Genomic DNA, 14,166 nt, shown 5'->3' with positions numbered 1-14,166 from the left:
TTCAGCGCTTGCCGAGAATTTTCCCGAGCAATTCGGGCCGCGGTGCGCCTTGCTGGCTCTGCAGGTTGCCCTGCTCATCCTGATAGAAAATCGCCGGGGTCGCCTGCAGCCCCATCTCCTCCATCAGCGCCATGTTCGCCGCCAGCTTCTGCTGCACGGCATCTGGCACCTTGTCCAGCGGCTTCAAGGTACTCGCCTTGCCCGCTTTCTCGTGCTCATGCAGCGCCTTGGCCGGGTCCTTGGCTGCCAGCAGGGCTGCCGACTTGCCCGGGCTGTCCTCGCGGATGATACCGACCATGATATGGCGCAACTGCACCTTGCCCGAGTCCACCCAAGGCCGCGCCTGTTCCCAGAACATGTTGCAGTACGGACAGTTGGGGTCGCTGAACAGGTACACCTTGCGCGGCGCACTGTCCTTGCCGTCGGCGATCCAGGCGGTTTTCTCCATCTTTGCCCAGATCTCTTTGCTCATTGGCGCGTACACCAGCTTCTGCAGCGGCTCGGCGCTGAGGTCCTTGCCCTGCTCGTCGAACAGGCTGCCGACCAGCACGTGCTTGCCGTCTGGCGTCAGGTACAGCGCCAGGGCACTGTTCTGGTACTCGGCGGCATAGCCGCGCAGGCCGTTGGGCGCATCGAAGCTGCCCTTGATTTCGGCGCCCTTGGCTTGCAGTTGCTGGATCGCCTTGGGCAGGTCTTCGGCCTGCACCAGCGGGGCGGCCAGCAGGGCCAGGGACAGGGGCAGCAGGGCAGTCAATCGCATGTCAGTTTCCTTGTGCGGCAGGGGCGGGCGCCTTGGCCCGCTCGAAAGGTTCCAGGGCATGACGCAGGCTGGCCCGCGACAGCTCGCCGAGATGGCTGCCGATCAGGCGGCCGTCGGCGTCGTAGAACAGCGTGGTGGGCAGGGCCATCGAACCGACCCGCTGGGCCAGCGCGCCGGTGCCGTCGAACAGCACATGGGTCAGGCTCAGCCCGGTGGTGGCGAGGAAGGTCGTGACGTTTTCCGGCGTCTCGCCCTGATTGACGAAGATGAAGGTCACATGGGGGTATTCGCCCTGGGCCTGTTGCAGCACCGGCATTTCGCGGCGGCATGGCGGGCACCAGGTGGCCCAGATATTGATCACCAGCGGTTTGCCACGGTAGCTGTGCAGGGCCACGGACTGGCCAGTGGCATTGCGCAGGCTCAGTTCGGGCAGTGCGGTGCCCTTGCTGTACAGGTGGCTGCCCAGGCTGGTCAGGCCCCAGAACAGCGCACCGCTGAACAGTGCCCAGCCCAGCGGGCGCCGCAGACCCGGCTGGCGCCAGCCCTGCCAGAGGGTGGCGAGGACGATGCCGACCAGGCCCGACCAGAGCAGGAAGCCGCCGTCGCGGATGTCGATGACTTGCACCAGGTCGTCGCGGTACATCGGCCAGTAGGCCAGCACGAAACCTATGCGGGCGCACAGCAGGCCGACCAGGAACAGATTGAACAGCGCCGATTCCGGGCTTTCACCGCCCCGCCGGGCGACCCACCAGCCAACCAGGCAGGCGACGCCGAGGGCGGCGAGCATCAGCAGGTGGTTGAGGGCCATGGTCAGCGGCCCAAGGGTTACCGTCAGCATCAGCCTTGGCTCCGGGTCTGGGTCCAGTGTTGCAGGAACGCGGCGGCATCCACCTCGCCGGTGATGCGCCGGGCGCGGCGCTCTTCGCCTTCCGGGCCGAGCCAGATGATGCTGGGCGGGCCGGGTACCTGGTAGCGCTGCAGCAGGGCGCGGCTGGCGGCAGAATCGGCGGTCACGTCCAGGCGCAGCAGGTGCACGCCGGCCAGGCTGGTTTGCACGTCGGGGCGGGTGAACACCTGCTTTTCCATGACCTTGCACGACACGCACCAGTCGGCGTAGTAGTCGACCATCACCCACTGGCCGCGGGCCTTGGCGGCATCCAGCTCGCGTTGCAGGGCTTCAGGGCTGCTGACCGTGACGAAGTGCTCGTCGGCCTTCTGCCCGGTAGCGACTGCGGTGCCACCGGCGAACGGTCGCAACGGTTGCCACAGATCGTCGCCCCCTGCAGCAGCGCCGACCAGCAGCAGGCCACCCCATAAGGCGCCCAGCAACGGTACGGCACGTAGCGCCGGCAAGCGCTGTAGGGCCGGCCACATGGCCCAGCCCAGGGCGATCAGCCATGCACCGCTCAGTGCCAGCAACACGGGGGCGGCGAGCAGGCTGCGCACGGTGTACAGGGCCATGGCCAGGAACACGAAGCCGAACACCCCCTTGACCCGGTTCATCCATGCGCCCGGGCGTGGCAGGTAACGGTTGCCCAGGGTCACCAGCAACAGCAGCGGCACGCCCATGCCCAGGCCGAGGCTGAACAGCACCAGCGCGCCTTGCAGCACATCGCCGCTTTGCGCGATGAACAGCAGCGCACCCGCCAGCGGCGCGGTCATGCAGGGGCCGAGCAGCAGGCCGGAAAGGGCGCCCAACAGCGCTGCGCCGTACAGGTTGCCACCACGGGTGCCTTGGCCGGCGCGGTCGAGGCGATCGCGCAGGGCCGCCGGTAGTTGCAGCTCGAAGGCGCCGAACATGGGCAGGGCGAGGAGGATGAACAAGCCGGCCAGGCTGCCCAGCAGCCAAGGTTGCTGCAGCCACGCCTGCAGGCTGGCCCCCAGCAATGCCGCGACCACACCCAGGGCCGCATACACCATCGCCATGCTCAGCACATACACCCCGGCCAGCAGCCAGCCACGCCGGGCGCTGGCGCCGTTGCCCAGGACCAGGCCAGCGAGGATCGGAAGCATCGGCAGCGAGCAAGGGGTGAAAGCCAGCAGCAGGCCGAGGCCGAAGAACGCCAGCAGGCTCCAGGCCAGGCTGGCGTTCTGCAGGCCGCTGGCCAGTGCCTGGTCGCTGGCTTGTTCGGTGGCCGGCGTCGCGCTGCCGCCCAAGTCGATGGCGGTGGTCTGCGGTGGGTAGCACAGGCCAGCATCGGCACAGCCCTGCCAGCCGAGGCGCAACTGGCCTTGGGCATTGGCCGGGATCAGCAGTTCGAGCTGGTCGCGGTAGACCGCGCTGTCACCAAAGAACTCGTCATGGTGATTGAGGGCGGGGGGGAGTTGCGGCTGCTGCTCGGCAGTCAAGCCGTCGAATTTCAGGCGCTTCTGGTAAAGGTAGTACCCCTGCTTGATCTGGAAGTACAGGCGCATCTGTCCATCGGCCTGGCGGTCGTGGGTCAGCACGAACGCTTGGTTGACTGGCAGGAAGTCCGGTTTGACGTCAAACGGGTTGGCCTGCAACGGGCCGGCCAGGAGGAACGTCAGGAAGAGCAGGAGAATGCGCATGTCTTCGCCTTGGCAGATCTGGGAGTGGGGCCATGCTGGCCGGGGACGATTAACCCAAGGTTAAACCCTTCCTACATGACGTTGATCCAGGCCAACGCGTCGGCCCGAATAGCGCGACATATTGTCGGCTTGACTTTGCTTATGCTCACGTCCTTGTTGTAAAGTTGACATATAAGTCAGTTTTTTCTGACTTGCGGTTCAAGGTTCTCACCCGTCCGAGTTCCCCGCACAAGAATCAGAAAAGTTGGGCAGAACCGCTGCTGCCCAGAGGATCAAGCATGTCCAACCGTGATATTTCCCGGCGCGCCTTCTTGCAAGGCGGCCTGATCGCTGGTGTCGGTGTGACCATGGCGCCACTTGGCAGCCAGGCATTCGCCGCCCTGATGGAGGAGCGCGTCACCACCTCGCCGCAAAAGTGGATGAACCATGACGGCAAGGCGCGTTTTCGCAACGACGCACTGTCGAAAGTCTGCGGCAACAAGGTCTTCGCCCGCGACATCCGCGCCAAGGACATGCCCGGCTGGCCGACCCAGCAAGGCCACGCGCTGCTGCTCAAGGCAACCAAGGTCGACCGCATCTATGCCGGCCATGACCTCAGCCTGCTCGGCACCGACCTGCAGCCGGACCGTATCGTCACCGCCGCCGACCTGGCGAAGGATGGCATCGCCTGGCCCGAGGCCCATTCGCCCGACCCGCTGCTGCCGCCCGGCCAGGTGCCGATGTTCATCGGGCATCCGGTGGCGATCCTGATCTGGCACGACTTCGAACGCTTCCGTCAGGCCAAGCGCAAGCTGCAGTTCAACGACAAGGCGATCCAGTACGGCGCCCAGGCCCCGCTGTACCAGCGTGACCCCTATGGCAGCTTCCGCTTCGTGCGTGTGGGCGGCGCCACGCCGTTCGACGACGATGAATTCTCCAGCCTGAAGAATTCCATGCTGTTCCCTACCATCCTCAACCGCAAACCGGTGTGGTCCAAGCAACCCAACCAGCACGGAGACCTGACCGAGCAGGGCCTGTTCTACGCCAAACGCATGGGTGAACAGCTGGACAACCCGCCCGAGGACTGGCTGGTGTTCGACGAGCGCTACAAGACGCCGTCGATCGAGCCCGCCGCGCTGGAGCCGGACAACGGCAACGGCTGGTACGACCAGGCGACCGGCACGCTGCACTTCGTGGTCGCGACCCAGTGCCCGTTCGAAGTGGCGCAGGAATGCGTGCACATGATCAAGCCGTCGCGCTTCGCCCTGAACACGTTGAACATGCACCCGGGCTACACCGTCGGCTACGGCTCCAAAGACAACAATATCTTCGTCTTCTACGCCGCCGTGGCCGCACTGTATGGCGCCGGTGTGCCGATCCGCCTGGCCAACGACCGCTACGAGCAGTTCCAGAGCGGCATCAAGCGCCATGCCTTCGACATCCGCTACCAGCTGGCCGTGGACAAGAAGGACCACCGCTTCAAGATCTTCCGCGCCGACATGAGCTGCGACGGCGGCGGGCGCATCAACTATAGCCCGTCGGTGGCTGCGGTGGGCGCCACCGCGGCGCAGTCGATCTACTACATGCCGCAGAACGATCTGTCGGTGACCGCCTACTACTCGCGCGGCGTCGAGGCCGGCTCCATGCGCGGCTACGGCACCCTGCAGAGCATGGCCGCCACCGAGATGATGGTGGATGAAATCGCCGGTCGCCTGGGCGTCGACGCCATCGACCTGCGCCGCGCCAACGCCCTGAAGTCGGGCATGAAGAACACCCAGGGTGCGGTCCCGGCCGGTGCCCTGCGCTTGTATGAGATCCTCGACAAGGCTGCCGTGCACGACTGGTGGCGCAACCGCGATGCCCGCAAGCAGCAGATGGACGCCAAGGACCCGGACCACTGGTACGGCGTTGGCTTCGCCATCTGCCAGAAGGACTTCGGCACCGGTTCCGAGGCGCCGATGGCCAGCGTCGAGTTCACCGCTGATGGCCGCATCAGCCTGCGCCACATCGGCACCGAGCTGGGCACTGGTATGTCCACGTCCCAGGCGCTGGTGGTCAGCGATTTCCTCGGCCGCTCGGCCGACGAGGTGAAGACCGCCGTCACCGAATGGCCGGAGTTGCAGCTGACCACCAGCGGCAACCCGTACCTGATCAGCCAGCCCGAGCAGGACGCGGCACTGCGCAACCCGCGCTGGGTCGGCAAGCTGGCCTCGCCGTCGTCGGCGACCAACTCGGCGTTCTACTTCAGCCATGCCACCCGTGAAGCGGCCCGCGTGCTGTTCAACCACGGCCTGTGGCCGGCGGCCATGGCCATCTGGAGCCAGGGGCCCCATGGCGGCCAGGCCAACCCGTTGGTGGTGCGCCGGGAGAATGCGGTGTGGGTCAACGGCGAGCTTACCGGCAATGGTCTGTCGCCGATCCCCTTTGCCCAGCTGGCGCAGAAGGCCCACGAGATGGGGCTGATTACCGGCGTCAGCGTGCACGGCTTCAACCGCTGGAGCTGGGCCGAGGCCGACTTCGTCATCGACGGCGTGCGCGAGCGATTCCCGCTCGATGCCGTGGCGGTGAAGTACGGCGACGGCGCGGTCAATGCCAAGAAGGCGCAGATGAGCAGCCACGGCTACCACCTGCTCGACCGGCAGAACGCCGCCTATCCGGACACCCAGCTGAACAACGCCATGGTCACCTACTACAGCCCGGTGGCGACCATCGTCGAGGTCAAGGTCAACAAGGGCACCCACGAGGTTGAGGTGATCAACCACCACAGCTGGGTCGAGTGCGGCCGTGTGCTGGTGCCGGAACTGGTCAAGGGCCAGCTCGAAGGCGGTATCGCCATGGGCATCGGCCATGCACTGACCGAAGAAATGCCGTTGTACGAGGGCGGGCCTGGGGAGGGCGACTGGAACTTCAACCGCTACCGCCTGCCGCACGCGCGGGATGTGGCGGTGTGGAAGCAGACCAGCGAAATCCTCCCGCCGCTGTCACCGACCGACCCGTCCAAGGGCATCGCCGAAGTGGTGATGATCCCGGTCGTCGGTGCCATCGGCAACGCCGTGGCGCATGCCATTGGCAAGCGCGTGCGCGATCTCCCCATCACCCCAGCCCGTATCAAGGAGGCCCTCAATGGCTAACCGTCCACTGCAACTGACCCTCAACGGTCAACCGGTCGGCCCGGTCGAGGTCCCTGATGACCTGGCGATGATCGACTACCTGCACGAACACCAGAACCTCACAGGTTCGCGCCTGGGCTGCGGCCAGGGCATCTGCCATGCCTGCGTGGTGATCGTCGACAACCCCGACGGCACCAGCGAGGAGGTGCGCACCTGCATCACCGGCGCGCATTACTTCGAGGGCAAGAAGGTTCGCACCATCGAAGGCCATGCCAAGCAGGACGAGGCCGGCAACCTGACGCTGAACCCGATCCAGCAGAAGTTCGTCGACCTGTTCGCCTTCCAGTGCAGCTACTGCGCGCCGGGCTTCGTCAATGCAGCCACGGTGCTGGTGGAAACCGCCCAGCGCCAGCCGTTGAAGAAGAGTGAAGTGGAAGACCGTATCGAGGCCAGCCTCGGCCACCACATCTGCCGCTGCACCGGGTACGTGCGTTACTACGACGCCACCCGCACGGTGCTCAATGACCTTGGCCTGGTCAAGGAGGGTTGAGCATGGGCATCGTTCGTAGCACGCTCGCGCTGGCCCTTGGCCTTGCCGTCGTTTCGCTGGCCCAGGCGGCCGATGAGGCGCAGGTCAAGCGCGGTGAATACCTGGCCCGTGCGGCCGACTGCATGGCCTGCCACACGGCCGAAGGCGGTGCCCCGTTCGCCGGTGGCCTGCCGATCCATTCGCCGTTTGGCACCATCTATGGCAGCAACATCACCCCGGACAAGCAGTACGGTATCGGCAACTACTCCGCCGACGAGTTCTTCGCCGCAGTCACCGAGGGCAAGCGCAAGGACGGCGCCAACCTCTACCCGGCGATGCCTTACACCTCGTACCACCTGATCAAGCGCGAGGATTCCGATGCGATCCTCGCCTACCTGATGACCGTGCCGCCGATCAACCGCCCGGCGCCGCAGACGGCGTTGAGCTTCCCGTTCAACGTGCGCCTGGGGTTGACCGGCTGGAACATGCTCTATGGCAAGAGCGTGCAACTGCAGCCGACCGAGGGCAACAGCCCGGCCTGGCAGCGCGGGCAGTACATGGTCGAGGTGATGGGCCACTGCGGCGAGTGCCACACGCCGCGTAACCCTATTGGTGCGTTGCAGCAGGACAAGCGCCTGACCGGCAGCCTGCTGCTGGGTTACCTGGCACCGAGCCTGCTGGCCAAGGACCTGGCCGAGCGGGGCTGGACCCAGCCTGACCTGACCACCTTCCTCAAGCATGGCATCAGTGCACAGGGCAGCATGTTCAACGAGATGTACCCGGTGGTGCACCACAGCACCCAGCACCTGACCGATGCCGACCTGAGCGCCATGGCCACCTACCTGCTGGGCGACCAGCCGCCAGCGGCGAAGGTGATCGAAGCTGTCGCCCTGGAGGGCATGAGCGACAGCGCCAAGCGTGGCCACCAGCAGTACCTCAATGTGTGCGCCGGTTGCCATGGCGTCGACGGCGAAGGCAAGCCGCACATCGCGGTGGCCATGCGCGGCAATACCGTGCTGCGCCAGGACGATTCGCGCAACCTGGTCAAGGCCATTCTCGACGGTATCCGCGAGCAGCAGTTCACCGGCTTCGAGCGCATGCAGCCGATGCCGGGCTTCGCCGACAAACTTGACGACCAGCAAGTGACGGACATGGTCAACTACCTGCGCCAGGCCTGGGGTGGATTGCCCGGCGACCTGACCGTACAGCAGCTCGCCGAGCTGAAGGCGGAGTAAACCGTGCAGCATCTCGATCTCCAGGTGATCAGCCAGGCGCTGCAGTGGTCGTGCAATGGCCAGCGGGTGTGGTTGTGCACGGTGCTCGCCACCTACGGCTCGGCGCCGCGTGCGCCGGGCTCGCTGCTGGCGGTCAACGCCAGCGGCCAGTGGCTGGGGTCGCTGTCGGGCGGTTGCGTCGAAGATGACTTCCTCGAACGTGTGGCGCGGGGCGAATTCCCCGAGCCGATTGCCATCGTGCGCTATGGCGATGGCAACGACCCGCGTTCGAGCATTCGCCTGCCTTGCGGCGGCGTGCTCGAGGTGCTGGTGGAAAACCTGCCGGCCGACTGTGAGGTGCAGGCCCACCTGCGTGAGCTGGAAGGCGCGCTGCGCGGCCAGCGCCGGTTGTTGCGCGAGGTGAGCCTGCCGCAGGGTGAGCGCATTGTTGTCGACGACCACAGCCAGGGACCACGCGTGGAACGTGAAAGCGGCCGCGTGCGCTTGCGTGTCGGTGCTGCCCAGCGTCTGCTGCTGGCTGGCTACTCCAGCGTCGCGCATTTCTGCGCCGAGTTCGGTAAAGGCATGGGCTTTGAAGTCATCCTCTGCGACCCGCGTGACGAGGTGCTCGAAGGCGTGGTGCTGGACGGCATCGAGGTGCGCCGCGAGCTGCCGTCGGAGTTCATCGCCAATGGCGGTTGCCATGCCGACACGGCAGTGGTTGCATTGACCCATGATCCGAAAATAGATGACTTGGCCATGCTTGAAGCCGTGCGTACCGAAGCGTTCTATATCGGCGTGATGGGCTCGAAGGCCACCTCCGACAAGCGTCGCGAACGCTTGCACCGCATCGGCGGCTTGGGCTACGACGAACTGGCGCGGATCCACGCGCCAATCGGCCTCAACCTGGGCAGCAAGACCCCGGCCGAGATCGCCCTGGCGGTGCTCGCCGATATCCTGCGCCTGCGCAACGGCATCGGGCGGGCGGCGCTGTGAGTGTGGTGGCGTTGGTGTTGGCGGCTGGCAGCAGCGTGCGTTTCGGTGCTGACAAGCGCCGCGCGCTGATGGCGGATGGTCGCAGCTTGCTGGTGCACAGTGTCGAGCGTGCTTGCGCGGTGTTCGATGACGTGCGGGTGGTGTTGCGTGACGGCGAGCGGGGAGAGGAGCTGGGGTTGCCGTCGGCGTGCCGGGTCATCAGCAGTGCCGATTTCGCGCAGGGCTTAGGCCATAGCCTGGCGGCTGGCGCCGCTTCGCTGGTTGACAGCGAGGCGCAGGCGGTGGCGATTCTGCTGGGTGACATGCCCTGGGTGGCGCCCGAGACCCTGGGCTTGCTTGCACGCGAGGCCGGTGGGTCGACGATTGTTCTGCCTTGTCATGACGGGCAGCAGGGCCATCCGGTGCTGTTCGGGCGTGATTTCTGGCCAGCGCTTGCGCGGCTGACGGGCGATGAAGGGGCGCGCTCGGTCGTCAGGGCCCATCCAGACCGTTGCGTCAGGCTCGCGGTCGAGGATGCTGGCGTGCTGCGGGATGTCGATACGCCCGATGCACTGCGCCAATGAGCGTCGGTTCTACTCATCTTCTTCTTCATCATCGAAGGCACAAGGTTCCAGTTCGCCAAGTTGGGAAAGCAGAATCAGATGCACGTCGGCCTTGAGCCGCTGGAGATTGGCCAGGCTGGCAGGCCCGCCCAGCATCAACGCCGGGACGAAACCATACATCTCGTCTGGCGCCAACGTCCCCAGTGTTTCCCTGGCTGATTCGAACAGGCCCAGGTCGATCCCTTCAGTCATTACCCACATGAGCAGACCTTGGATCTTCGCGTCTCGCTCTTCGTCGGTCGCGCTGTAGGCGCCATCGATGTATTGGGATGCGTAGGTAGTGATGGTCAGGACTGACCCGGTTTCTTCACCCCAGAGGTACAGCTCGCCGAAAGCGCTACGGGCGATGAGGTGGTAGGTGTCGCGGGTTTCGAAGTCAGTGCCTGCCAGCCAGTAGGTCACGACGTCTTCGTATTCCTGCGGGTTGACCATCCAGAACAGACCGCCGCCGTAGCCGCACCAGCCGTGGTCTTTCCAGTAGGTCAGGAGTTGGTTTGGGAGTTTGTCTTTGTAATGCTCAAGAGCGGAAAGGGGGACGGGCTGGTGGCCGATGGGGTCGTTGAAGGTTTCGAGGAAGATGGAGAAGAGTACGTTCATTTTTTAGATCCTTTTATTCCTATCGGGTAAGGGCTTCAAAAGTCGGAAAAGCTATAGGGTTCGATTGTGCAAAGCTGAGACAGCGGTACCAAGTGTTCAATTGCTTTCAGCTTTTCAAGATTATCGAGTCGAATAGGGCCGCCGAACACCAAGGCCGGAACAAAGCCATACATCTCGTCTGGGCCAAGTATGCCGAGGCTCTTTTTAGCCGGTTCAAACATGTCATCAAAATCATTTGAATCCAAATCTCTGCAGGCGAAGAAGCTCTGCACTAGCCTGTCCATGTCGGACGGCGCGACTTCACGTTTGCTGCCAACGTATCGGCCTATATGCGGTGCGATTTTCAGTGAGAATCCGGTTTTCTCACAAATAAATAAAGGTCGCCAAAGGCTCCACGGGCTATGAGATGGAATTTGTCGTACGTTGCCAGATTTGCACTCTCGAGCATAGAGGCGACTACGCCCTCATACTCTTGAGGGTTTACGGTCCAAAACATTCCATCGCCGTACCCACACCATCCATGCTCCATTCAATATTGCAGAAGTTTATCCGGTAGCTTCCCCTTGTAACGCTTTATGGTCGATGTGGGGACCTCCTACCTGTGTGTAGGCTCACCGACCTGTTCAATAAAAACAGAAAATGCTTCATCCATTTTGATGACCTCCAGTTTGTTAGCACTTGTGTAGTTTCACGTTTAAAAGCCCGGCCTTGCCTCCCATTTCGGCCATTTCTTCGGCAGCCTGTCGGAGCCCTCCTATCCTGCTTTTCCACTGAGGACCAATACTTGAGTTAACCTGTCTGTCGCCGAAATCAGCAATAGCGTCTCGGCCACCCGCACTAAGATCAGGGTTATGCAAGGCTGCGAGGGTTGACATCGTCTCCTTAGATTGCATTTCCGAAAGTTTTCTCGCTTCTCGCTGACCCATCGTTTTGGATAAGTCCTCCTGAATCCTATCTCTTAGGCTTATGTAAAGGTCCTTGCGTGCCTTTTTAGCAAGTGTGGGATCACGTTTGACAGGGTTGGCGCCATCTGCTCGGAGACGCCGATCAGGTCGGTGAGGATGCTTTTGATGTCGAGGTCGGCGAAGCGCTGGTACAGCAGGTCGCCGGCTACCCATTCCGCCTTGTGGAACGCGCGCCGGACGGTGTCCACGCGGCGCAGGTTGAGGGCCAGTGACGGCACTTGTTCGTTGAGGTAGGTACGGAAATGGGCGCCTCCCTGATAGCCCATTTCATCGGTGATGCGTGTTTCGATATCGCGCCAGGTGGGCACGATTTACCAGAGCAGCATGAGGCGTCTCCCTGCCAATTTTGTGCAGGGGAAATCACATCATGAAGCTGAGTGGGAAATTCCTGAGTCAGCCGTAGGAAAAGTCTATTTCGTTATTGGTGGCGGGGGTAGAGGGGGCCGGATTGAGGTGTTGCTGCGAGGGTACGGCTGGAGGGATTTGGCGTCCTGAAGATCGAGCGCCCCTCGCGCGGCGCATTGCGAGCAAGCTCGCACACTGGTAAATCACCAGCTTCCAGTCCTGCGCTGTGGGAGCCGCGCTTGCCGGCGATGGGGCGCGAAGCGGCCCCGGCAATATATGCAACAACCTTGAAATCGTGGGGCCGCTTTGCGGCCCATCGCCGGCAAGCGCGGCTCCCACAAGTACAGCGCACGCCTGGACGCTAGTGATAATCCTGTGGGAGCGGCCTTGCGGCGCTCGATCTCACCGGCGCTGAAAACATCAAGGCGAACACAAAAAGGTCCATAATCCCCCCTTAATCCCTCCATAGTGCAATGCCAGCCACACCACTCCGGGAGCCTCACCATGCACGTTCTGCTCTGCGAGGACGATGACCTGATCGCCAGCGGCATCTGCGCCGGCCTCACCGCCCAGGGCCTGACCGTCGACCGCGTGGCCAATGCCGCCAGCGCCCGGGCGTTGCTGCAAGCGGCGCAGTTCGACGTGATGATCCTCGACCTCGGCCTGCCCGACGAGGATGGCCTGAAACTGTTGCGCCGTCTGCGCCAGCAAGGTGTGGACCTGCCCGTGCTGGTGCTCACCGCGCGCGATGCAGTCACCGACCGGGTCGATGGCCTGCAGGCCGGTGCCGACGACTATCTGCTCAAACCTTTCGACCTGCGTGAGCTGGCCGCACGCCTGCATACCCTGTTGCGCCGGGTGGCGGGGCGGGCGGTGAACGTGATCGAGCATGGCCCGCTGCGCTACGACCCGAGCAGCTGCGAAGCGACCCTGGCCGGCCAGCCTGTAGACCTGTCGCGTCGTGAGCAGGCGCTGCTCCAGGCGTTGATGCAGAACCCCGGCCGGGTGTTGTCGAGCGAGCAACTCAAAGACTGCGTGTATGGCTTCAGCGACGAGGTCGAGAGCAACGCGCTGAACGTGCATATCCATCACCTGCGGCGCAAGCTCGGCAACAGTATCGTCGAGACCGTGCGTGGCCTGGGTTATCGCCTGGGGCCTGCACTGGCGCCGGAGCAAGCCTCCGAGAGAAACGCCTCATGAGCCTGCGGGTACGCCTCAGCCTGATCCTCGGCACCGCCTTCATCATCATCTGGGCGCTGGCAGCCGCGTGGATGTTGCGCGACCTGCGCCAGCAGATGATGTTCTCCCTCGACCAGCGCCTGGTGGCTTCGGCGCGCATGGTCGCCGGGCTGATAGACCAGTTGCCGCAGCCGCTGGCGGCCAAGGGCGAGGATGCGCATTTTTCCGCCGACCAGTTGAGCGTGCCCGACGGCATGGCCTGCCAGGTGAGTTCCCTGCGCGGCGAGATCCTTGCCAGCAACCACAAGCATGACGGCGCCATGGACGACCAGCGCAGCGGCTTCCGTGACCAGACCATCGACGGTGCGTTGTGGCGCACCTTCACCTACAACCACGGTGACGTACGCATCACCACCGCCGACCGGCACATGGAGCGCGAGGCGCTGAACCAGTCGATCCTGCTGGCCGCCTCGGCACCGGTGCTGATGGCCTTGCTCGGCAGCCTCGGGCTGCTGTGGATTGGCCTGGGCAAAGGCCTGGAGCCGCTCAATCGCATGCGCGACGCCCTGCGCCGACGGCGTGCCGACAGTGTCGAGCCGTTGCAGGTGGCCGGCTTGCCCAGCGAGTTGCAACCCTTGCTCGACACCCAGAACCAGCTGTTCCTGCGCATCGCCCAGACCATCGAGCGCGAACGGCGCCTGACCGACGATGCCGCCCACGAACTGCGCAGCCCGCTGACGGCGATCAAGACCCACCTGCAGGTGGCGCGCATGACCGACGGCGCGGTGCGCGAGCAGGCGCTGGAGCATGCCGAGCAAGGCGCCGATCGCATGCACCGGACCCTGGAGCAGCTGCTGATGCTGGCGCGGGTCGAGGGCAGCCTGTCGTTCGAGGACGGGGTGCAATGCAGCGCCGAACAGGTCGCCCGCCAGGCGGTGCAGGATGCGGGTGGCGGTGACAATCGGCGCATCGTTTTGCACCTGCCGCAGGAGGCTACGCAGATCTACCTGGGCATGCCTGCGCCGCTGGCGGTGGCGGCGTTGCGCAACCTGCTGGACAACGCCCTGCGCCATGGTGGTGATACCGAGGTGGAGCTGGAAGTGCAGATGGCCGATGGGCAGGTGGGGTTCATGGTGCGTGACCATGGGCCGGGCATTGCCGATGGCGATCTGCAGCACCTGACCGAGCGCTTCTGGCGCAACGGGCAGAGTGGGGGATGTGGGTTGGGGTTGGCGATCGTTCAGGCGATCGTGCAGCGCTGTGCCGGCAGCCTCAGGTTCGACAGTCGCCAAGATGGGTTGCGGGTTCTGCTGCAGGTGCCGGCGCGTTCGGCCAGCTGA

Annotated in this window: 13 protein-coding genes and 1 pseudogene; 7 read left to right on the top strand and 7 right to left on the bottom strand. The window is 64.2% G+C overall.

All coding sequences use genetic code 11. The features are described from left to right. Position 1: 1 nt before the first annotated feature. Genes dsbG through dsbD form a run of 3 tightly spaced genes read right to left on the bottom strand, consistent with a single transcriptional unit; the run spans position 2 to position 3,310 of the window. Positions 2 to 760, bottom strand: coding sequence for a thiol:disulfide interchange protein DsbG (gene dsbG / locus C2H86_RS03285; protein ID WP_159411422.1), 759 nt, complete (start codon positions 758 to 760; stop codon positions 2 to 4). A 1-nt stretch (position 761) separates the two neighbouring features. Continuing rightward, the gene (locus C2H86_RS03280; RefSeq protein WP_159411421.1) at positions 762 to 1,598 is read right to left on the bottom strand and encodes a TlpA family protein disulfide reductase; all 837 of its coding nucleotides are present in this window, start codon (positions 1,596 to 1,598) and stop codon (positions 762 to 764) included. After that, a complete protein-coding gene (dsbD, locus tag C2H86_RS03275) occupies positions 1,598 to 3,310 on the bottom strand; it encodes a protein-disulfide reductase DsbD (RefSeq protein ID WP_159411420.1) in 1,713 nt (570 codons plus the stop codon). The genes C2H86_RS03280 and dsbD overlap by 1 nt, the downstream gene beginning before the upstream one ends. Before the next feature lie 278 nt (positions 3,311 to 3,588). Here dsbD and C2H86_RS03270 point away from each other — a divergent pair, with 278 nt between their 5' ends. Genes C2H86_RS03270 through C2H86_RS03250 form a run of 5 tightly spaced genes read left to right on the top strand, consistent with a single transcriptional unit; the run spans position 3,589 to position 9,701 of the window. After that, the gene (locus tag C2H86_RS03270) at positions 3,589 to 6,420 is read left to right on the top strand and encodes a xanthine dehydrogenase family protein molybdopterin-binding subunit (protein WP_159411419.1); all 2,832 of its coding nucleotides are present in this window, start codon (positions 3,589 to 3,591) and stop codon (positions 6,418 to 6,420) included. After that, the gene (locus C2H86_RS03265) at positions 6,413 to 6,949 is read left to right on the top strand and encodes a (2Fe-2S)-binding protein (protein ID WP_013973477.1); all 537 of its coding nucleotides are present in this window, start codon (positions 6,413 to 6,415) and stop codon (positions 6,947 to 6,949) included. The genes C2H86_RS03270 and C2H86_RS03265 overlap by 8 nt, the downstream gene beginning before the upstream one ends. Positions 6,950 to 6,951: 2 nt before the next feature. Next, on the top strand, positions 6,952 to 8,163 hold the full coding sequence (locus tag C2H86_RS03260; RefSeq protein ID WP_159411418.1) for a cytochrome c: 1,212 nt from the start codon (positions 6,952 to 6,954) through the stop codon (positions 8,161 to 8,163). 3 nt (positions 8,164 to 8,166) lie between these two features. Beyond that, on the top strand, positions 8,167 to 9,138 hold the full coding sequence (locus C2H86_RS03255) for an XdhC family protein (protein WP_159411417.1): 972 nt from the start codon (positions 8,167 to 8,169) through the stop codon (positions 9,136 to 9,138). Next, entirely contained in the window at positions 9,135 to 9,701 is a 567-nt protein-coding gene (locus C2H86_RS03250) for a nucleotidyltransferase family protein (protein ID WP_159411416.1), read from the top strand. The genes C2H86_RS03255 and C2H86_RS03250 overlap by 4 nt, the downstream gene beginning before the upstream one ends. A gap of 9 nt (positions 9,702 to 9,710) precedes the next feature. Here C2H86_RS03250 and C2H86_RS03245 read toward each other — a convergent pair whose 3' ends face one another. From C2H86_RS03245 to C2H86_RS28300, 4 genes and pseudogenes are all read right to left on the bottom strand, one after another. Then, positions 9,711 to 10,337 carry a GAD-like domain-containing protein gene (locus C2H86_RS03245; protein ID WP_159411415.1) on the bottom strand — a complete coding sequence of 209 codons (627 nt, stop codon included), beginning with the start codon at positions 10,335 to 10,337 and terminating at the stop codon, positions 9,711 to 9,713. Between the two features lie 35 nt (positions 10,338 to 10,372). Beyond that, positions 10,373 to 10,989, bottom strand: a pseudogene (locus tag C2H86_RS03240) (GAD-like domain-containing protein). 19 nt (positions 10,990 to 11,008) lie between these two features. After that, positions 11,009 to 11,287: a polymorphic toxin type 15 domain-containing protein gene (locus C2H86_RS28305; RefSeq protein ID WP_240349707.1), complete on the bottom strand. Its 279-nt coding sequence runs from the start codon at positions 11,285 to 11,287 to the stop codon at positions 11,009 to 11,011. A 14-nt stretch (positions 11,288 to 11,301) separates the two neighbouring features. Further along, complete coding sequence (locus C2H86_RS28300) at positions 11,302 to 11,610, bottom strand: hypothetical protein (protein ID WP_240349745.1); 309 nt, start codon at positions 11,608 to 11,610, stop codon at positions 11,302 to 11,304. Between the two features lie 541 nt (positions 11,611 to 12,151). On the opposite strand from C2H86_RS28300, the gene C2H86_RS03230 reads away from it, so the two are divergent. Beyond that, a complete protein-coding gene (locus tag C2H86_RS03230; RefSeq protein ID WP_159411413.1) occupies positions 12,152 to 12,847 on the top strand; it encodes a response regulator in 696 nt (231 codons plus the stop codon). Further along, positions 12,844 to 14,166 carry an ATP-binding protein gene (locus C2H86_RS03225; protein WP_159411412.1) on the top strand — a complete coding sequence of 441 codons (1,323 nt, stop codon included), beginning with the start codon at positions 12,844 to 12,846 and terminating at the stop codon, positions 14,164 to 14,166. Before C2H86_RS03230 ends, C2H86_RS03225 begins: the two co-directional genes overlap by 4 nt.

Source organism: Pseudomonas putida, from assembly GCF_009883635.2.
GTDB lineage: Bacteria > Pseudomonadota > Gammaproteobacteria > Pseudomonadales > Pseudomonadaceae > Aquipseudomonas > Aquipseudomonas putida_W.
This window is presented reverse-complemented; position numbering and strand designations above follow the sequence as displayed.

Bases quoted from the DNA above. Each gene is read 5' to 3' on its own strand.
- C2H86_RS03245 (WP_159411415.1), bottom strand. From the start codon at position 10,337: ATGAACGTACTCTTCTCCATCTTCCTCGAAACCTTCAACGACCCCATC.
- C2H86_RS03280 (WP_159411421.1), bottom strand. From the start codon at position 1,598: ATGCTGACGGTAACCCTTGGGCCGCTGACCATGGCCCTCAACCACCTG.
- C2H86_RS03260 (WP_159411418.1), top strand. From the start codon at position 6,952: ATGGGCATCGTTCGTAGCACGCTCGCGCTGGCCCTTGGCCTTGCCGTC.
- C2H86_RS03225 (WP_159411412.1), top strand. From the start codon at position 12,844: ATGAGCCTGCGGGTACGCCTCAGCCTGATCCTCGGCACCGCCTTCATC.
- C2H86_RS03270 (WP_159411419.1), top strand. From the start codon at position 3,589: ATGTCCAACCGTGATATTTCCCGGCGCGCCTTCTTGCAAGGCGGCCTG.
- dsbG (WP_159411422.1), bottom strand. From the start codon at position 760: ATGCGATTGACTGCCCTGCTGCCCCTGTCCCTGGCCCTGCTGGCCGCC.
- C2H86_RS03265 (WP_013973477.1), top strand. From the start codon at position 6,413: ATGGCTAACCGTCCACTGCAACTGACCCTCAACGGTCAACCGGTCGGC.
- dsbD (WP_159411420.1), bottom strand. From the start codon at position 3,310: ATGCGCATTCTCCTGCTCTTCCTGACGTTCCTCCTGGCCGGCCCGTTG.
- C2H86_RS03230 (WP_159411413.1), top strand. From the start codon at position 12,152: ATGCACGTTCTGCTCTGCGAGGACGATGACCTGATCGCCAGCGGCATC.